At 60.1% G+C, this 20,700-nt stretch carries 12 protein-coding genes; 9 read left to right on the top strand and 3 right to left on the bottom strand.

What is annotated here, in order from left to right:
* Window positions 1–26: 26 nt before the first annotated feature.
* Window positions 27–4,334 (top strand): dermonecrotic toxin domain-containing protein, encoded by a 4,308-nt coding sequence (locus PSH66_RS06205; RefSeq protein ID WP_305428585.1) that lies wholly within the window; start codon window positions 27–29, stop codon window positions 4,332–4,334.
* Window positions 4,335–4,361: 27 nt separating this feature from the next.
* On the opposite strand, the gene PSH66_RS06200 is transcribed toward PSH66_RS06205, so the two are convergent.
* Window positions 4,362–5,675 carry an HD domain-containing phosphohydrolase gene (locus tag PSH66_RS06200; RefSeq protein WP_003172053.1) on the bottom strand — a complete coding sequence of 438 codons (1,314 nt, stop codon included), beginning with the start codon at window positions 5,673–5,675 and terminating at the stop codon, window positions 4,362–4,364.
* 220 nt (window positions 5,676–5,895) lie between these two features.
* Between PSH66_RS06200 and PSH66_RS06195 the strand changes: the two genes are divergently transcribed.
* From PSH66_RS06195 to PSH66_RS06170, 6 genes are all read left to right on the top strand, one after another.
* Window positions 5,896–7,770: a bifunctional diguanylate cyclase/phosphodiesterase gene (locus tag PSH66_RS06195; RefSeq protein WP_305428584.1), complete on the top strand. Its 1,875-nt coding sequence runs from the start codon at window positions 5,896–5,898 to the stop codon at window positions 7,768–7,770.
* A 25-nt stretch (window positions 7,771–7,795) separates the two neighbouring features.
* The gene (locus PSH66_RS06190) at window positions 7,796–8,758 is read left to right on the top strand and encodes a cytochrome-c peroxidase (protein ID WP_370694825.1); all 963 of its coding nucleotides are present in this window, start codon (window positions 7,796–7,798) and stop codon (window positions 8,756–8,758) included.
* Window positions 8,759–8,768: 10 nt separating this feature from the next.
* On the top strand, window positions 8,769–10,583 hold the full coding sequence (locus PSH66_RS06185; protein WP_305428583.1) for a DAHL domain-containing protein: 1,815 nt from the start codon (window positions 8,769–8,771) through the stop codon (window positions 10,581–10,583).
* Entirely contained in the window at window positions 10,580–11,959 is a 1,380-nt protein-coding gene (locus PSH66_RS06180; protein WP_305428582.1) for an ATP-binding protein, read from the top strand. The genes PSH66_RS06185 and PSH66_RS06180 overlap by 4 nt, the downstream gene beginning before the upstream one ends.
* Before the next feature lie 100 nt (window positions 11,960–12,059).
* Window positions 12,060–13,679, top strand: a complete 1,620-nt coding sequence (locus PSH66_RS06175) for an FMN-binding glutamate synthase family protein (protein WP_003172048.1) — start codon at window positions 12,060–12,062, stop codon at window positions 13,677–13,679.
* A gap of 12 nt (window positions 13,680–13,691) precedes the next feature.
* Window positions 13,692–13,976, top strand: coding sequence for a putative quinol monooxygenase (locus PSH66_RS06170; protein ID WP_305428581.1), 285 nt, complete (start codon window positions 13,692–13,694; stop codon window positions 13,974–13,976).
* A gap of 116 nt (window positions 13,977–14,092) precedes the next feature.
* Here PSH66_RS06170 and PSH66_RS06165 read toward each other — a convergent pair whose 3' ends face one another.
* Window positions 14,093–14,386 (bottom strand): GtrA family protein, encoded by a 294-nt coding sequence (locus PSH66_RS06165; protein WP_305428580.1) that lies wholly within the window; start codon window positions 14,384–14,386, stop codon window positions 14,093–14,095.
* 222 nt (window positions 14,387–14,608) lie between these two features.
* Here PSH66_RS06165 and PSH66_RS06160 point away from each other — a divergent pair, with 222 nt between their 5' ends.
* Window positions 14,609–15,733: an OpgC family protein gene (locus PSH66_RS06160; RefSeq protein ID WP_305428579.1), complete on the top strand. Its 1,125-nt coding sequence runs from the start codon at window positions 14,609–14,611 to the stop codon at window positions 15,731–15,733.
* 51 nt (window positions 15,734–15,784) lie between these two features.
* On the opposite strand, the gene PSH66_RS06155 is transcribed toward PSH66_RS06160, so the two are convergent.
* Entirely contained in the window at window positions 15,785–17,197 is a 1,413-nt protein-coding gene (locus tag PSH66_RS06155; protein ID WP_205489670.1) for an amino acid permease, read from the bottom strand.
* A gap of 310 nt (window positions 17,198–17,507) precedes the next feature.
* Here PSH66_RS06155 and PSH66_RS06150 point away from each other — a divergent pair, with 310 nt between their 5' ends.
* Window positions 17,508–20,603 carry a transglycosylase domain-containing protein gene (locus tag PSH66_RS06150; protein ID WP_305428578.1) on the top strand — a complete coding sequence of 1,032 codons (3,096 nt, stop codon included), beginning with the start codon at window positions 17,508–17,510 and terminating at the stop codon, window positions 20,601–20,603.
* Window positions 20,604–20,700: the final 97 nt, after the last annotated feature.

Raw genomic sequence — 20,700 nt, 5'->3', positions numbered from 1 at the left:
CCTCGGGGGAAAGCGCGAAGGATCACATGCTCATCGCCATCAGGCAATTTTTCCCGACATACATGCACCGCAATGCCGATCATCGCCAACCCTACACTCAAGACTCATCTTTAGCCGGGCACGCCGCTCCCGCGGCGACGCTGCCCCTCGCATACGAGTCATCCATGCACATTTCACCCACACCCGCGCAGCCGCCGCAGCCGCGCCAGGCCGACAGCGTCCCGCCCACCAGCGTGCAACCCATGACACTGCCCGTCGTGCCGATTGCGAACCAACCTGTCGAAAAACAACAGGCGCAGCTTATTCGCGAACTTGCCAGGCTCAACGCCCAAACCGGCGACCTGCTCCTTGAGCAACCGAGCCTGGAGAGCCTCTATCAACAACAATTGGCGGCACTGTTTCCCGACTTGCACGGCATCATCGATCCGAACCAGATCTTTTACAGTCGCTACCGTGAAGACGAACAGGGCCAAAACCACCTGCTGAGCAGTGAGCCTCTCGGCACACTGCTCAGCAGGCTACGGTTGCCGGACGCGCACGACTATCTGGCGCAAGCGCCAGGCGCCTTCTATCGGGAGGGGCGAACGCTGGAGCCGGACAAGCGCCTGTCCACCTCCCATCCGCCGCAAGCGTTGGCGCGCGTGCTAGAAAGGGCCTGTACCACCGAACTGAGAGCATTCTGGCGGCAGCGGGAGAACGGGCAACCCGACACAGAGCACCAGTTGATCGCCGTGCGTCGCCAGATGCTGGCTCATCAGTTGGCATTACGCAGTCTTGATGGAACGCTGTCGCCCGCTGGACGAACGCTGGCGGACACCGTGCTCAAGTACCCGGACGCAGCGACGCGTGAACGCATACTGCCTGCCGACGGCCGCTGCGGAGTCTACCGGTTGACGCTGGACGGTGGCAGTCAATTTGCCGGGGCATTCATCTTCAGCGCCACGCCGCAAACGCCGCCCGTGGGCAGCGTACTGCTCTATACCCCTGGGGAAGGGTTTGAGGAATATGAAAACCTGGACCGGTTAAACTCAGCCGTGGCGGCGCGCCTGCGCAAGCGTGACCCGGCCAGCGAGTTGCTGGCTGCCAGCCTGCCGACCAAGGCTCGCGCCGAGCTCGGTGACTCGCCCTTGATGGCCGCAGCCCCGTCGAAAATAGCCACCGATGTGATTGCCAGCAGCGTGCGCTCACTGCGCACCTGGCAACACCACAATGTCCGCGAGGCGCTGCGCGGGGACACGATGCCGGTGACGCAGGAGCTTGATCTGGTCGCGGACTTAGCACCGCAATTGGATGTCTGCTGGGCCCTCGCGGCACGCAATCTACGCCTGGTTCAAGCCCGCGAAGCCGATTGGTTGAGCACCGCCGAACCCTCGGACCAGGCCCTGTACCGCCAGCGGCTACAAGCGATGATCGAGAGCAGCGAGACGCTCCTTCCCTTGCTTGAAAAGATGCCGACACTGACCTCTTTCGCCGAAAACGAAGCCGACCAGACATTGAAGAAACTGAAGCCGGAATATGCCGATGTGGACGTGGCCCCCTACAAGAGCCTGGTCAAGCTGCGCGTGACATCGTCGTTGCCCGTTACGGTGTCGGGTTATCGCGACGAACACTTCGACACGGTCTATATCAGTGACGATCCGGGCATCGACATCCCGCAGTTCTTACACACTCGACAGTTGACAAAGGGCACCTGGCAGACCAAATCCGTTGTGGACCTGCGCACCCTGGGCAGTTATGCCCGGCGCAATATCGAACCTCTGACCATTCATGCACTGCACAGAACGATCACTGCCAGCGCCGACATCATCGATACCTCGGGACACAACCAGGGCCGACTCGACGATGCAGCGTTGCGCGCCCTCGCCCAGGAGGCCGACATCGGCAAAAAGTATGCTGAATACCTCCGATCAGCCTTCTCGCAAAACGGCGAAGGTCGCGAGTTTTCCAGGGCCTGGCAGCGCGCCAATGCGGCAAAAATGAACAAGGATGCCCTTGAGAGCCAGCTGAACCCGGCTATCCAGGACCTGTTCACCTTCAAGACGCCCGGTAGTGGCTTTGATTGGATACAGACGATCACGCACTACCCCGACTCGGTAACCCGCCCACAGGTCGGCACCTTCGATATAGAGGCGAACCTTTTGGTGATGGGCAGCGGGCTTGAAAGGGGCCGGGGCGGACAGGTCATCAATGGCGTTCTGGTGATTCAGCGAAAAGGCACCAGGGCTGACGGCGTCTGCGTCCTGTATACCCCGGATGCTCCTGATAACGCGCCGTTCAGGGAACTTGCCCTGGGTCTTGTGCAATTGGACACATTGAAATCAACACCCGAATGGCGCGCCTATTTCACACGACGAATGGCTACCAGCGACACGCAAGAACGTGAGCGGATCTTCACGGACACACGCGGTGTGCACCGTTATACCTTGACCCTCATCAGCGGTGATCTTCACGCCTACCTGTATTCGGTGCAGCTTGGCTTTCAACTGGCGCACGCCGATTACCGCTCCAAGAGTAACGCCGACATATCACAAGAATCGGCGGTGAATGCCTTTATGTTTGGTGCTGAGGTTGTCGATGCATTGGCCGATCTGTTGCCGGCCAAGAAAGCCTTGTCGTTTTTATCGCGGGGCATCGCCAGAGGCTCGCGCAGGGCCCGACAACTGGGGCGTGGCGCCCCAGCGCTGGTCAAGAAAGTCGACGGCGAGCGCAAAATCGACTTCGACGTAGCCGAGCATTCGATCCGACCGCTGGAGCCGGCCTGGGTCGATGTCACCGCGTATCGATTGCCTAAACATATTGATCCGCTCTTTGACGTCGAGGCCTTTGCCGCAACGAACCATTACACGCTGTCGCGCAGCATGGGCGCACCGAGTTTTATTGACGGGCGCAACCATCAATTTATCGCCATTCGGGAGACGGGCGGTCGCTATTATCTGTATGCGTCTTATGTTGAAAAGGGCGCGCGCTATGTCAAACATCCGACCGCAAGTAAACCGGACTTTATGGTGGTGCCAGGAGACGCGAAAAGTTGGAAGCCGCGCTTTGACAGAACGACGCGGGGAGGAGGACAGGCGCTGGGCGCCCTGCGCCCGCTTAGCGCCGAAGAGCAGGTGGATGAAGACTTGATCACGGCACTGCACGTTTATTTGTCGGACGAACGGATGCGGCATTATGGAGAGGAAGTCAAAACGCTCCCTTTCACACAAAAACAACGACTGCTTGCTCACGCTCGACAGCTCATGGGGCCTCATGTGGATGAAGCCACCTTTAGAAGCATGGTCGCACGCCAGGAAGGTTTGAGACACCAGCCGCCCGGGCCGTTACGCGACGCATTGTTGACGTTGAAGGCCGATGTAGATGTTCATCTGCACATTCACAACACCACTCTGTTCATGGGACTGTTACCCATAGAGAAAGACAGTATCTTTGTCAGAATCAAAAGAATGATCGGAAGAGACAACTACCTTTTAAAAAGCATACAAGGATCCATTAGAATTACTGACCCTGACACCAACGCACACTTTGTAGGCTATGCCATTACCAACAAACAACTGAGGAGCCTGCAGGATTTTGAAAAAAAGTACGAAGTCTCAAGTATTTATCAAGATAATCTCAATGCATTTCTCGATGAAAAAGGACGACGGCAAATTGTTAGCAACATTGCCTCGGACAATAACATTACACAGGAGAAGGCCCTGGAGCGGCTTTTATCTGATAGCAGCGTTGAAGAGTCATTCAGAACATTTAGCACTGTAAGGTTTAGGGAAAAGTTGAAGCGACTTGGCGTAGAGTCCTATTCGGATGATTTTAAAAAATCCGGTATACCTTATATCGCGATATCACACATCAGACGAACAGGCAGCCCCACCAACGTCAAAATGGTCGACAGCCTGACCGTCGCTGATTTTGAAAAAAACATTCCACATTTTTCAACGCCTCTGGAACTGACCAGTCCCCAGGCCCGAACCAAAAAAGTCGAAAAACCATCACCAGCGCCCGCCTCCCCGGCACCTGCGCAACCCCTCGTGTCCCTGGAGGCGGCGCCCAACATCGTACATATCGACGAACTGGCGGCCGCCCAAATATCTCTTTTGCCGGACAGTGCAAAAACCAAACTTGAGGAAATCATTCAGGATATCGAAGCCGGTCGCGTGAGCCGCAAGAAGATTGGTAATTTTACCTATGTCGATTTGCCGCAACTGGACCCCGGTTCCGGCCGGGGTCGATGGCGAGCGGCCTTCGAGAAAACCGGAAAAGAAGATGAAAAGGATATCTTCATCCTGCGCGGCATCATCGACTATCACGCCAGCAAGCTGAAAGCCTGGGGACTCTAGACGGCACGGGCGACCAGACCGTTACCGCTACGGATGAGCCGGCAGCTCGTCCGGTTCCTTGATGAACACGCTGTACTTGGCCCCTTCCATCGCCTCGAACGCGATCAGCTTGTCCACCAGTGGCAGGTTCAGCACCTTGCCGGCGTTGAGCAGCAACATGCCGTTGTCGGCATTGAGGTTGCGCGCCAGGACCATGCCGTCTTCCAGTTCGCGGGTGGTCAGCACTTTGACGGTCGGGTCGCCCAGGGTGACATCGCTGAGGAACGTGGCGCAGGCCAGGATGAAGTCCTCGACCAGGTCCGGGTCGTATAAACGACCGGCATATTTGCGGATATACAACAGCGCTTCGTCGCTGTTCATATGCCGCTCGAGGATCAGCCCTTTCTGCAGCTCGATGAAGTCCACCGCCAGTTTCAGCAGGCGCGAACCGAATGGAATCGCATCGCCCTTGAGATGGTCGGGAAACCCGCTGCCGTCCCAGCGTTCCTGGTGATGGCGAATGATCCGCGCGGCATCCTTCATCGGCTCCAGGGTCATCAACAACGACTCGCTCTGGGCCGGATAGCCGCGGTACCGCTCGCGATCGGTGCTGTACAGTTTGTCGGCCGGCTCGATCAACATGCTGTCGCTCCAGCTCAGCTTGCCGATGTTATACAGCGCAGCGGCCATCGCCAGGTCACGCGAACTGGCCTCGTCGACGTACTGGGCGGCGCAGTACACGCGCACCAGTTCGATCAGCGCGCGGTTGGTCTGTTTGTTCTTGGGCAGGCGCAGGTTGGCCAGCAACGAAAACACTTCGGTGCCAGTCACGTAGCTGCGTTTGAGCTCTTCGTAGGCCAGGTCGAGCATGTCGGCGGTTTGCTGCAGCTCCGAGGTGCGCGCGGCCACGCGCTTTTCCAGGGTGGCATTGAGCAGCTTGAGCTGATCGTTCTGGGCATGGGTCAAGCGTTCCAGGCGCTGGTGTTCGAGGGCCTGTTGCAGGATCAGCTTGAGCTCGTCGTCGTTCCAGGGCTTGCCGATATAGCGGTGGATCTGCCCTTCGTTGATCGCCTTGATGATCATCGGCAGGTCGGCGTAACCAGTCAGCAGGATGCGACTGGTACCGGGATACAGCCGGTGGACCTCGGCCAGCAGTTGCGCGCCGTCCATGCCGGGCATGCGCGCGTCGCTCATCACCAGGTCGATCGGCTGGGCCGCCATGATCTCAAGGGCCTGTGCGCCGCCGCCGGCCAATACCACATCAAAGGGTTGGCCGCGCAACAGGCGACGCAGGCTGTTGAGGATCGATTCTTCATCGTCGACCAGCAAAATCGTGGGTTTGGTAGCGAGTTGTTCATCCATGCCTGCTGCGCCTTCACATTGAACTGAATTGAACTAAATTGAACCCTTGTGCCAAGCGGTATTCCCTTGCTTTTGGCGCGGGGTTGATTTGACGCCAACTGGCCGTCGATTTCAAGGTTGCTGGACTATGCTGTCAAAGCAGGCCGCTCGCCCAGCTCAAATTTGGAACCAGGGAAGGACTCGTTATGCTGTCGAACCTTTTGCCGTCAGGGGTTGCACCATGAACTCGAGCTCGGCGCGGGCCAACCGGCGCATCCTGATTGTCGATGACACAGCCTCCATTCATCAGGACTTTCGCAAGATCCTCTGTGCCGATGCACAGGGTGAACCGTCCCTGGACAGTCTGGAGGAAGCGCTGTTCGGCACCGCCACCAAAGTGCGCCAGGCGTTCCAGCTCGATTCCGCCTACCAGGGCCAGGAAGCCCTGGCCCTTGTAAACAAAGCCCTGGCCGACAATGCGCCGTATGCCATGGTGTTTATCGACATGCGCATGCCGCCGGGCTGGGATGGCCTGCAAACCATCGAGCAACTGTGGAACGTCGACCCCAACCTGCAGATTGCGCTGTGCACCGCCTATTCGGACTATTCCTTCGAAGCCATCGAAGCACGGCTTAAATACAATGACCAGTTGCTGATCCTGAAAAAACCCTTCGACCATCTGGAGATCCGCCAGATGGCCAGCGCCCTGACCTGGAAGTGGCAGTTGGCTCAGGACGTCGCCCTCAAGGTGATCGGCCTTGAGCACACCATCGAAGAACGCGTGCAGGAACTGCTCAAGGTCTCGCACCTGCTGCAATACGACACACTCACCGAGTTGCCCAACAGCACCCTGCTGGGCGACCGGCTGACCCAGGCCATTGCCATCGGTCGGCGGCACGACACCCAGCTGGCGGTGATGTTTATCGGGCTCGACCGCTTCAAGCGCATCAACAACGCCCTGGGTTACCCGGTGGGCGACGAGCTGCTGCAACAGGTCAGCCTGAGCCTGGTGGCGGCGGTACGCAGCTCGGATTCGGTGTTTCGCTACGGCTCCGACGAGTTTGTGATTCTGCTCAATGACGTGCAGCACCCGCAGCAAACCCAGCACATCGCCCACAAACTCCTGCGGGCCATCAGCGCCACTCGCCATGTCGCCGGGCATGACCTGAGCGTCACCGCCAGCCTGGGCATCAGCATCTACCCCAATGACAGCGCTAATGCGGTGGAGCTGATCAAGCACGCCGAAACTGCGATGCACACCAGCAAGGAACGTGGCCCGGACGATTTCAGTTTTTATACCGAAGACATGAACCTGCGCGCCCAACACCAGCAAAACCTGGAAAGCGCGATCCGCCAGGCGCTGGAGCGGGATGAGTTCGTGCTGCATTACCAACCCAAGCTGGACCTGATATCCGGGCGCATTGTCGGCGCCGAAGCGTTGATACGCTGGTTCCAGCCGCGTTCGGGCTGGGTCAGCCCGGTGGACTTCATTCCGGTGGCCGAAGACAGCGGGCTGATCGTGCCCTTGACCCAATGGGTGCTGCGCCAGGCCTGCGAGCAAGCACAAGCCTGGCGCGTGATGGGCCTGCCGGAGTTGCGCATGTCCGCCAATATTTCGGCCATCGACTTTCGTCAGCGTGAGTTTGTCGGCAACCTGGCGACGATCCTGAAGGAAACCGGGCTGCCCCCGACCCTGCTGGAACTGGAAATCACCGAAAGCGTGCTGATGCAGAACGTCGACGAAACCGTGGAGCTCCTGCACAAGATCAAGGCCATGGGCGTACGCCTGGCGCTGGATGATTTCGGCACCGGCTATTCCAGCCTCAGCTACCTGCGACGCTTTCCCATTGATGTGTTGAAGATCGACCAATCCTTTGTGCGCGGCCTGAACGTGAATAACCAGGACGCGCAATTGATCAGCGCAATGATCGGCATGGGCAAGAGCCTGGAGTTGAACATCATCGCCGAAGGGGTGGAAACCATTGAACAGCTGGAGTTCCTCAAAGCGCAGGAGTGCGAAGAGGGCCAGGGTTTTCTGTTCAGCAAGGCCGTGCCGGCAAAAGATTTCGCACAGTTGCTGCAGGTAGGCAGCGTAATGCCGATAACCCGTCCATAACCCCACGCTTGCAAGGAGTGCTCGCTTGAGACACCTCTCAACCTACGGTTCAGGTCTGGCCCTGCTGCTGGGGCTCGGCCTGCCGGTGATCGCCGCGCCGTTGGACGAAGCGCTCAAACCTTTGCCGCCGGTGCCGGTGCTGGACGCGGCCAAGGTCGAACTGGGCCGCCGACTGTTCAACGAGCCGCGCCTGTCGGTGAACAACACGCTGTCCTGCGCCAGCTGCCACCGACTGGAAAGCGGCGGTGCCGACAACACGCCGTTCTCCCTGGGTTTCGACGGCAAACCGGTCGCGATCAATACCCCCTCGGTGTTCAACGCCAGCCTGAATTTCAAACAGTTCTGGAATGGCCGGGTCGACACGCTGGAGGCGCAGATCGAACAAGTGGTCATCAGCCCGGTGGAGATGGGCAGCGACTGGAAGACCGTGGTGCAAAACCTCACCGACCTGCCCCTCTACCAGCGCGCCTTCAGCCAGGCCTACCCCGACGGTGTCACCGCCGCCAATGTGCAAAACGCCCTGGCCACCTATGAGCGCACGCTGCTCACGCCCAATTCACGCTTTGATCAATACCTGCTGGGCAACACCGAGATTCTCACGACCCAGGAAAAATACGGCTACCAGCGCTTCAAGGAATACGGCTGCATCGCCTGCCATCAAGGCATCAACATCGGCGGCAATATGTTCCAGAAGTTCGGGGTGATGGGCGACTACTTCAAGGCGCGTGGCAACCCGGTCGAAGCGGACCTGGGGCGCTACCTGTTGACCAAGGACGAAGAAGACCGTCATGTGTTCAAGGTGCCCAGCCTGCGCAATGTGGCCGTCACCGCACCGTACTTCCACGACGCCTCGGCCAAGACCCTGGAGGAAGCGGTTGACGTGATGTTCAAGTACCAACTGGGACGCAACCCGTCCCGGGAAGACAAAGATTTTATTATCCAGTTTCTCAAGACCCTGACCGGCGAATGGGCGGGCAAGCCTTTATGAGTACACCGTCATGACCCTCACCCGCCGTAGTACCAGCCAGGTATTGCTCGGTCTGATCACCCTGCTGCTGGCCTCGATGCTGGTGTTTCTATACCTCAAATCGTCCCGCGATCAGACGGCCAGCTACACCCAGTCGCGAGACTTGATCCGCCAGCTGCAACAGCTCAACGCGCAGTGGGACAGCGAGGTGCTCAAGGCGCGCATTGCGATTACCCATAACTACGACCCGCTGGTGACACCGCTGGCGGAAATGACCCGGCTATGGGACGACCTCAACAATCGGAGCACGTACCACAACCCGCAAGATCTGGCCCGTTGGCAGTCCGGCCAGGCGGCTTACCAGGCCGCGATCCAGGAAAAAGCCCGGTTGGTGGACCAGTTCAAATCCCACAACGCGGTGCTGCGCAACTCGCTGGCCTTTTTACCGACCGCCGAGGACGACATCCAGGCGGAATTCAATCGCATTGATGAAGAAGGCCGTCTGCGATTGCAAGGCGTGGCCACCGACACCTACGACTTGTTGCTCAGCAGCCTGGAGTTCGCCCAAGTCACCAGCGACGAGCGCGCCGCCGATATCCTGGTGGGCCTGGGCAAACTGGAGATCAACAAAGACAGCTTGCCCGATGAATTCCAGGCCCCGGTGGAGATCCTCAGCAACCACATTGCGTTGATCCTGCGCGAACAGCCGTTGGTCAACACCCTGCTCGACCGGATAGCCGCTGTGCCCGTGGCGGAGAGCCTGGACGACCTGACCACCCACCTCGACCAGGACCAGCAAGCCGCCGACCTGGTCGACCATCGATACCACCGCTATCTGCTGATCTTCGCCACCTTGCTGGTGGTGCTGTTGCTGTACCTGGCGGTGCGTCTGTTGCGCAGCTTCGCCGAGATCAACCGCGTCAACCGTGCCCTGCAGGCAGCCAACGAAACCCTGGAACAACGTGTGGAACGGCGCACCCAACAGCTCAAGGATGCCCAGAGCGAACTGCTCGACAGCGCCCGCCAGGCCGGCATGGCCGAGATCGCCACCAACGTGCTGCACAACGTCGGCAACGTGCTTAACAGCGTGAATATTTCCGCCGACATCGTCACCCGCAAGCTGCGCAGCAGCAAGGCGCTGGGCCTGGGCAAGGCCATGCAGTTGATCAACGAGCACAAGGCTGACCTGGGCACCTTCCTAACCGACGATGCAAAGGGCAAGCTGCTGCCCGACTACCTCAACCAACTGGTGGACGCCATTGCCGTCGAGCAGCAAGGCATGACTGATGAGCTGGGGCAATTGAGCAAAAGCGTCGATCACATCAAGGATATCGTCGCCACCCAGCAATCCTATGCCGGCGCGTCCACACTGCTGGAGCCGGTGCACATCAGCGCCCTGATGGAAGACGCCCTGCGCATGAACGCCGGTGCGCTGAGCCGCCACAACGTCACGGTGGTCAAGGAATACGGGCAGGTACCGGAAGTCATGGCGGACAAACATCGCTTGCTGTTGATCATGGTCAACCTGATCAGCAACGCCAAATACGCCATGTCCAACCTCACCGACCGCGCACGGCAGATGACCCTGGAGGTCAAGCAACTGGAGGACAACACCTTGCAGATCAGCGTGAAGGACGAAGGCGAAGGCATTCCCGCCGAGAACATGACCCGCATCTTTACCCACGGTTTCACCACCCGCAAAGAAGGCCACGGCTTCGGTTTGCACAGCTGCGCCCTGGCCGCCGTGGAAATGCATGGCCAGCTCAGCGCCCACAGCGACGGGCCTGGCCTGGGCGCAGTGTTTACCTTGACGATCCCTCTTAACCCTGCCGGAAGCCCCCTATGAATCAGCCCCCTAACCGGCGCATTTTGCTGATCGACGATACCCCGTCGATCCACGATGACTTCCGCAAAATCCTGATGCCCGCCGTGGAGGCCAACCAGGCACTGGACGACATGGAGTCGGCGCTGTTCGGCGATACCAGCACACCTCAGGCGCAAGCCTTCGAACTGCACTCGGCCTATGGCGGCGAAGAAGGCCTGCAGTTGCTCACCACGGCAATGACGGAGAAACGCCCCTATGCGCTGGCGTTTGTCGACATGCGCATGCCCCAGGGCTGGGACGGGGCCAAGACCATCGAGGAATTGTGGAAAGTCGATCCCGGCCTGCAAGTGGTGGTGTGCACCGCGTATTCGGATTACTCCTGGGATGAACTGCTGCATCGCCTGAACGGCCATGACCGTCTGCTGATCCTGAAAAAACCGTTCGACAACATCGAAGTGCAGCAGATGGCCAACACCCTGGCCAATAAATGGGACATGGCCCGCCGCGCCTCGCTGAAAAACAGTCATCTGGAACAATTGGTGGAGCAACGCACCCAGGCGCTGCAGGTGGAAATCAACGAGCGCAAGCTGCTGGAAAGCCAACTGGTGCAGTCGGAAAAACTCGCCTCACTGGGCCAGCTCGCAGCGGGCGTGGCCCATGAAATCAATAACCCGGTGGGCTTTATCTCATCCAACCTCAGTACGCTCGACGGCTACTTCAGCCAGTTGCAACAGATGCTGGATGCTTACCGCCAGGCCGAGGAAAGCCTGGCGCCGGGTGAACAACGCGATCAACTCAAGACGTTGCGCAACGACCTGGAACTGGACTTTCTCAAGGAAGACATCCCGATCCTCATCAGGGAGTCCAAGGAGGGCATTGGCCGGGTGGTGCAGATCGTCAAGGACCTGAAAAACTTCTCGCGCGTCGACAGTGACCAGAGCTGGCAATTCGCGAACCTGCTACAGGGCATCGACTCCACACTGAACATCGTCGCCAGCGAACTCAAGTACAAAGCTGACGTCATCAAGCAATACGCCCCCCTGCCGGAAATCGAATGCCTGGCCTCGCAGATCAACCAGGTGGTGATGAACCTCGTGGTCAATGCGGCGCAAGCCATGGGACCCGAACGCGGCACCATTACCATCAGCAATGGCGTGGAAGGCGAGAACATCTGGCTGGAAGTGGCGGACAACGGCTGCGGAATTGCCCCGGAAACCGTACAGAAAATCTTCGATCCCTTCTTCACCACCAAACCGGTGGGCGAAGGCACGGGGTTGGGCTTGTCGCTCTCCTACGGCATCGTCAAGAAACACCGCGGCGATATTTTCGTGAGCAGCGAACTGGGCAAGGGCACGACATTTCGCGTGGTGTTACCGATTCGGCAGACAGCGGCGTAGGAACTCGGACTACACGCCAGAGCCTTCTGTCCTTGTTCCTGATTTGAGTACAGGCGCAGAATGCCGCACCGACCTGAGAGTCCGACCCCAAGGAAACCGTATGAGCCTGTCCTTGCTTAGCCGTTACGCCTTCTTTGCCGTGTGCGTCATCTTCACCCTCGCCAGCCTCCCCTTTATCCAGCACGAATGGCTGTGGCCCATCACCATCGTCACCGGTGTATTGAGCCTGATCGGGATTTTCGACCTGTTGCAAAGCCCCCACGCGGTGCGCCGCAACTACCCGATCCTGGGCAATATCCGTTATCTGGTGGAGGCCATCCGCCCGGAAATCCGCCAGTACCTGCTCGAATCCGACAGCGACGCCCTGCCCTTCTCTCGGGCCCAACGTTCACTGGTCTATTCACGCGCCAAGAATGAAACCGCCGACAAACCCTTCGGCACCTTGATCGACGTGTACCAGTCGGGCTTCGAATTTATCGGTCATTCCATGCGCCCCGCGCCCTTGAGCGACCCGAGTGCGTTCCGCGTGATGGTCGGCGGCCCGCAATGTACCCAGCCGTATTCGGCGTCGGTGTTCAATATCTCGGCGATGAGCTTCGGCTCGCTGAGCGCCAACGCGATCCGCGCGCTGAACCAGGGCGCCAAGCTCGGCAACTTTGCCCACGACACCGGCGAAGGCAGCATCAGCCCGTACCACCGCGAGCACGGCGGCGACCTGACCTGGGAACTGGGCAGCGGTTATTTTGGTTGCCGCACCAGCGACGGCCGCTTCGACCCGGAGCGCTTCGCCGTACAGGCGCAGAACCCGCAGGTGCGCATGATCGAAATCAAGATGAGCCAGGGCGCCAAACCCGGCCATGGCGGGATTTTGCCCAAGCACAAAGTGACTAAAGAAATTGCCGACACCCGCGGGATCATGATGGGCGAGGACTGCGTCTCACCGTCGCGCCACAGCGCGTTTTCCACGCCGATCGAATTGATGCACTTCATCGCCCAACTGCGTGAACTGTCCGGCGGCAAACCGGTGGGTTTCAAGTTCTGCCTGGGCCACCCGTGGGAATTCATGGGCATCGCCAAGGCCATGCTCGAAACCGGCATCCTCCCCGACTTTATCGTGGTCGATGGCAAGGAAGGCGGCACCGGCGCCGCACCGGTGGAGTTCACCGACCATATCGGCGTGCCGCTGCGTGACGGTTTGCTGTTTGTGCACAACACCCTGGTGGGCCTGAACCTGCGTGACAAGATCAAGCTCGGCGCCAGCGGCAAGATCGTCAGCGCGTTCGACATCGCCAGCGTCCTGGCCATTGGCGCCGACTGGGCCAACTCGGCGCGCGGCTTCATGTTTGCCATCGGTTGCATTCAGTCGCAAAGCTGCCACACCAACAAATGCCCGACCGGCGTCGCCACCCAGGACCCATTGCGCCAGCGTGCGCTGGTGGTGCCGGACAAAGCCCAGCGAGTGTTCAACTTTCACCGCAATACGCTTAAAGCGCTGGCGGAGATGCTGGCGGCGGCAGGGTTGGATCATCCGTCGCAGTTGGCGGCCAAGCATCTGGTGCGGCGGATGTCGGCGACGGAGATCAAATTATTTTCGCAGTTGCATGTGTTTCTCAAGCCTGGGGAGCTGCTCACTGGGGAAGTGAACGGCTTGTTCTATTCACGGATGTGGCAGATGGCGCGGGCGGATAGTTTTGAGCCCCATGAAATTGCTGCTGCCTGAAGGAGGCCTGCCATGTTGAAAGTCATCGCCGAAGATTTCATCAAGCACGAACACTTAAACACCGTGCTCCCGTGGTACACCGAGCTGGTGGAAAAAACCCGCCAGGAACCACTGTGCATCGCCTACGACCTGTTCGTTGATCAAAAAGACCCAGGCCACTTCATTTTTATCGAACAATGGCCCAATCAGGAGGCGCTGGATGCGCACTGCCAGACCGAGCACTTCACTCGGTTGGTACCAAAAATTAATGCATATCAGGCCAAACCATGCCGGGTATTGCTGATGGATGCTTTCTGAGAATACCCATTGCGCGCTGAACCAGACCAACGACGGCATCGTTGAACACAACGAAATTTACATGCCGTTATTGGTCTTCGCCGCCATTGCCGCGCAATTGTCCGAGCGCTGGAAACTCATTGCCGAGGCTCGCGAAACACCACCCAGCGCGACAGCAAAAAACCGCAGACCAGGCTGACCATGCAGAGCATAAACAGCGCGTAACGCGGGACTGAGATCGGCACGCTAAAGGTGTACAGCGCATTGACGTAAAAGGAAAAGGACGCCGCTATACAGAAAACCAATAAATTGCTGACGGCCTGGCTCAGCTCGAACGCGGCCCTGAACACAAAAAACAGCTGCCAATGGATCACCGTATTGGCGACGCCAACCACCGTGTAGCTGGAGAAGCCCTTCCACAGTCTGCTCATACCGTCGTCCTGTTGCGGCTGTGCTCAGCAAGCCACGACGACCGGCACCCGTCTACTGTCAGAATTACAGGTACCCCACCCGGCCAACTGAGACATTCAGTAATACCCAGCTTTTGCAATTACTTACAAATCCCGCCAACCTGCGCCCGCCAGACGTGCGGCGTAGGACACTACGACCCTGCGCCCGCCCTCACTCAACTATTTGTTCAAGAGCCCGCTGCCATGCTGAACGGACGCGACCCGCGCATCGATTTTTTTCGGGGCCTGGCGTTGATTTTCATTTTCTGGGACCACGTCCCCCATAACCCCCTCGGTCAAATCACCTTGCGCAATCTGGGCTTCAGCGATGCAGCGGAAGTGTTTGTGTTCCTGGCCGGCTATGCCTCGGTGCTGGCCTACGGCAAGGTCTTGCAGCGCGAAGGCTATTGGATGGCCGGCTTGAAGATCCTGCGGCGTACCTGGGTGTTGTATGTGGTGCACATCTTTTTGCTGGCGGTGATGATGGGCATCGTGTTTTTCGCCAACAGCCATGTGGAAACGCGCGACCTGGTGGAGGAAATGGGCATGACGCATTTCATCACCCACCCTCAGCAAGCCCTGACCGATGAGTTGCTGCTGCGCTTCAAGCCCAACCTGATGGACCCGCTGCCGCTGTATATCGTGCTGTTGGGCGGATTGTCGTTGGTGTTGCCGTTCCTGCTGCGCCAGACCTGGGCGGTGGTGGCGGTGTCGCTCGCGGTGTACCTGATGGCGCCGTGGATGGGCTGGAACCTGCGGGCGATTGCCGATGGCGTGTGGTACTTCAACCCGGTCACCTGGCAACTACTGTTTGTGCTGGGCGGCGCGGCGGCGATTCATGCCAGCCGGCCGCGCCCCGCCGAGACGCGCGGGCTGTTCCGGCAGCCGTTGTTTATGGCCGCAGCGCTCTATGTGCTGGCGGCGGCGGTGATCACCCTGTCCTGGCGCTGGCCCGAGGTCCACGACGCGTGGATGCCGTCCGCACTCAGCGAGCTGTTGTACCCGATCAGCAAGACCGACCTGTCGCCGGTGCGGCTTGTGCATTTCCTGGCCCTGGCCTACGTCACCGCCAAATTGTTGCCCGGCCGTGCATGGACGCAACACTGGCTGGCCCGGCAAACCTGCCGTATGGGGCGCTTTTCCCTGGAGGTGTTTTGCCTGGGGGTGTTGCTGGCACCGCTGGCGGACATGGTCAACGCACTGGCGGGCGATACCTTCGCCGTGCAGGTATTCACGGCGCTGGTGGGGGTCGGGTTGATGGCCCTGCTGGGGGCCTGGCTGGCGTTCAATAAGCGTCTGCATCAGCAACCCAAACTCGTCCAGGCCTGAACAAGCAAAAAGCCCCATCACGGGGCTTTTTGCTGTGCATACGTCAGGCCATCAGGCGGCTGACCGCACCGCCCCATCGCTCGGCTGCAACTTGAATACATAAAACAGCACGGTCAACAGCACCAGGAATACCGGGCCGACATACAGCGCGACACGTGTGTCCGGGAAGTACGCCATCAGCCCCACCACCAGCACCAGGAAGGCCAGGGCCAGGTATGAACTGACCGGGTACAGCCACATGCGGTACTTGAGCCCGGCGCGTTCGGCCGGGCTCAGACCCTGGCGAAACTTGAGCTGCGCCAGCAGGATCATGACCCAGGTCCAGATCGCGCCAAAGGTGGCGATGGAGGTGACCCACACAAACACTTTTTCCGGCACCAGGTAATTGAGCAACACGCCCAACAGCAAGGCCGCAATCGACAGCAACAGCGCGCGGCGCGGTACGCCGTTGCTGGAGGTGGTGGCGAAGGTCGCCGGCGCCTGGCCGTTCTGCGCCAGGCTGTAGAGCATGCGCCCAGTGCTGAAGATGCCGCCGTTGCACGAAGACAACGCCGCCGTGATCACCACGAAGTTGATGATACCGGCGGCGGTCTTGATGCCCAGCCGCTCGAACGTCATCACGAACGGGCTGCCCTGGGTACCGATTTCGTTCCACGGGTAGATCGACAGGATCACGAACAAAGCGCCGACGTAGAACAGCAGGATGCGCCAGAACACCGAGCCGATGGCGTTGGGGATGGTCTTCTGCGGGTTCTTCGCTTCACCGGCGGTGAGGCCGATCATCTCCACGCCGAGGTAGGCGAACATCACCATTTGCAGCGACATCAACACGCCCTGGATGCCATTGGGCAGGAAGCCGCCATGGGCCCACAGGTTGGAGATCCCCAAGGCCACGCCGTCATTGCCGAAGCCGAAGGCAATGATGCCGACGCCGCCGATGACCATGGCGATGATGGTGACGATCTTGATCAGCGCGAACCAGAACTCGAACTCGCCAAACGCCTTGACCGCGATCAGGTTGATCGTGCCCATGCTCAGCAGCGCCGCCAGGGCCCAGATCCAGCGCGGAACATCGGGGAACCACACGCCCATGTACACCGCCACGGCGGTGATTTCGGCGACGCAGGTCACCAGCCACAGGAACCAATAGTTCCAGCCGGTGAGGAAGCCCGCCAGCGGGCCGAGGTAATCCTGGGCGTAGCGGCTGAACGAACCGGCGACGGGGTTGTGCACCGCCATTTCGCCCAGGGCGCGCATGATCACCAGGATCGCCAGGCCGCCAATGATGTAGGAGAGCATGATCGCGGGGCCGGCCATCTCGATGGCCTTGGCCGAGCCGAGGAACAGGCCGACGCCGATGCAGGCGCCAAGGGCCATGAGGCGAATATGCCGTTCGCCCAGTTCACGTTTCAGCGGGCCGCCTTGAGCGGTCTCGCCATGGGGCAGGTGATTGCCTGTCGGCATAAGGTACAACCTCGTCTTGTTATTGGATGACCCACTGAGCGACGAGCCGCGAGGCCAGTCGGGTCAGTGGATGCGCAGTATAAAAACCCGAACGAGGGGGCTTTCACTCTATAAACGATTAAATTCAGCGTTAAGTCCGGGAAAATACGCTACCCGCGAGAAATATTCACCTGCCTAAGCGTGAAACACAGGCGCCACCGAGGCCGTTGGCAAGGCTCTGACGCCCCGCACTACAAATTCCTCACGCCGCGCCGGCAGCGACTAAGCTTCAACCAGGTCCGATCAATCTGCGTAAATGGATCAATCGACTATGGGCGCTTTATGGCAAACCGATTCGACCCAGGCTGTGGTCCCCACCGACAGTCCGGATCATCCGCCATTGCCACAAAGCCCCCGCACGCGAAGGTTGTGGTGGCGGCTGGTGTGGCTGGTACTGTTGATCGCACTGCTGGGCCTGGGCTGGGCCGCCAGCCGGGAAATGCGCACCTCGCGCCTGCAGGCCGAACACCTGAGCGCGCTTGCGACATCACTGAGCTACCGCGTCGAACCTGGCCCCAGCGACGCCATTGTTTACCCCGGCGATGGCCCGTTCGACCGGCGCCTGGGTTACAGCGGCCTCAATGATTTTTTGCCGCGCCTGCTCAAGCGCAACTACCGCATCGAGGCGCAGGCGCGGTTCTCCCCGGCACTGATGCACTACGCCGAGCGCGGACTGTTCGTACCCTACGCGGAAAAGGTCCAGGCCGGCCTGACCCTCACCGACTGCCGCGGCGCCCCCCTGTACACCTTCACCTACCCGCAGCAACTCTATGCAGACTTCGCCGCGATCCCGCCGCTGGTGGTGCAAAGCCTGTTGTTCATCGAAGACCGCGACCTGCTGGACCCGAAGCAACCGCTGGCCAACCCGGCGGTGGACTGGCCGCGCTTCGCCAAGGCGGCCTGGTCGCAGGTGGCAAAGCTGCTGCATCTGCCGGGCCAGACCGCCGGCGGCAGTACCCTGGCCACGCAGTTGGAGAAGTATCGTCATTCGCCCGATGGCCTGACCCTGTCGGGCGGCGAGAAAATCCGCCAAATGATTTCCGCCAGCGTCAGGGCCTACCAACCGGGCCCGCAGACCCTGGACAGTCGGCAGCGTATCGTGCGCGACTACCTCAACAGCGTGCCGCTGTCGGCGGTACCGGGGCACGGCGAAGTGCACGGCATGGCTGAGGGCTTGCGTGTGTGGTTCGGCGCTGACTTCAACGCGGTCAACCAGGCGTTGAGTGACCACGCGCAGGACCCGGCGAGCCTGGCCAAACGCGGCCTGGCCCTGCGCCAGGTGCTGTCGTTGATGATCGCCCAGCGGCGCCCCTCGCATTATCTGAACAAAGGCCGCGACGAGCTGACGCAATTGACCGACAGCCATATCCGCCTGCTCGCGCAGAGTAACGTCATCACGCCAGCCTTATCCGCCGCCGCCCTCGCCAACCACGTCACCTACCGCGACTGGCAGCGCCAGCCCACGCTGCAACCGATCGAAGGCAACCGGGCCATCAGCGTCGCCCGCAGCCGCCTGGCCAGCCTGCTTGATCGCCCGCTGTATGACCTTGATCGTCTTGACCTGTCGGCCACCAGCACCCTGCAATACGACCTGCAAACCCAGGCCACCGCGTACCTCAAGCGTCTGGCGGACCCCGCGTTCGCCGCCCAGACGGGCCTGCTCGGACCGCGTCTGCTCACGCCACAAAGCACGCCCCAGGTGCGCTACAGCTTTACGCTGTTCGAGCTGACGCCGGATGGCGCGCGGGTGCGCGTGCAAACCGACAACACCGACCAACCCTTCGATATCAACGAAGGCAGCAAGCTCGAACTGGGCTCCACCGCCAAGCTGCGGGTGCTGACCACCTACCTGCAAATCATCGCCGAGCTGCACGAGCGCTATGCGGCGCGATCACCGGCCGCACTGAAGACCGTCGAGGTACCGGAGCAGGATCCGTTATCGCGCTGGGCTGTGGACTATTTGATGCGCAACAGCGACCGCGACCTGGCGAAGATGCTCGACGCGGCCCTCGACCGCACCTACTCGGCGAGCCCTGGCGAAGCGTTTTTCACCGGGGGCGGCCTGCACCGCTTCCATAACTTTCGCAATGAAGACAACGGCCGCAACCCGACCCTGCGCGATGCCCTGCGCGAGTCGATCAACCTGCCCTTCATTCGCCTGATGCGTGACCTGGTGCGCTACACCACCTACTCCGGCGCAGACAACAGCGCGCGCCTGCTCAAGGACGACAACGACCCACGCCGCCAGGAATACCTGGCCCGGTTCGCCGACCACGAAGGCACTGCGTTCCTGCTCAAGTTCTGGAAAAAATACCGCAACAAGGATACCCAGGCGCGCCTCGACACGTTCATGGACAGCCTGCACCCCACCGCCATTCGCCTGGCCGCCGTGCACCGTTATTTGCTGCCCCAGGCCAGCCAGCAAAGCTTCAACAGCTTCGTGCGCTCGCACCTCTTGGGCATCAAGACCCCCGACAAACTCAGCGACGAACGCCTGGCCACGCTTTACCAGAACTACGGCCCCGGCGCCTACGACCTGCCCGACCAAGGCTATATCGCCAAGGTGCACCCGCTGGACCTGTGGCTGCTGGGTTACCTGCTCAACCACCCCCAGGCGACGTTCAGCGAGGTGGTCAAGGCCAGCGAATTCGAGCGCCAGGAAGTCTACAGCTGGCTGTTCAAGAGCCGCCATCAAAGCGCCCGCGACAGCCGTATCCGCACCATGCTTGAGATCGAAGCCTTCCTCGACATTCACCAACGCTGGAAAGCCGTGGGCTACCCGTTCGACCACCTGGTACCGTCACTGGCCACCGCCATCGGCAGCTCCGGCGACCGCCCCGCCGCCCTCGCCGAACTGATGGGGATCATCCTCAACGACGGCGTGCGCGTACCGGCGCTGCGTATCGACAGCCTGCATTTCGCCAGCGGCACGCCCTATGAAACACGGGTGGTCAACGACCCCAATCGCGGCAAGCGGGTGATGCCCAGCGCAGTGGCCACGGCCTTGCGCGGCGCACTGTCGCAAGTGGTGGATGCCGGTACGGCGAAACGCGTGGCCGGCAGCTTCAAACTGGCCGACGGCACACCGCTGTCGATGGGCGGCAAGACCGGCACCGGCGATAACCGCATCGAAGCCATGGGCGCCGGCGGCCGCATCCTCAGCTCCAAGTCGATCAACCGCACCGCGACCTTCGTGTTCTACATCGGCGAGCAGCACTTCGGCACGCTGACCGCATTTGTCCCCGGTGTTTCGGCCGAACACTTCACCTTTACCTCGGCGCTGCCGGTGCAGGTGCTCAAGGGCATGGCGCCGATTCTCACGCCGTATCTGCAACCGGGCAGCCATACTCAGTGCGTTCAAAACTAAATAGCTACCGCCCGTGCAAAGGGGTGCTACGTCGCTATATCCCGTGTTCGATTAACCGCTTAATTCATACATAACCTTATGTTTATCAAGCAGTATT

The organism is Pseudomonas sp. FP597 (assembly GCF_030687435.1).
In the GTDB taxonomy this organism is placed as follows: Bacteria; Pseudomonadota; Gammaproteobacteria; order Pseudomonadales; family Pseudomonadaceae; genus Aquipseudomonas; species Aquipseudomonas lactucae.
This window is presented reverse-complemented; position numbering and strand designations above follow the sequence as displayed.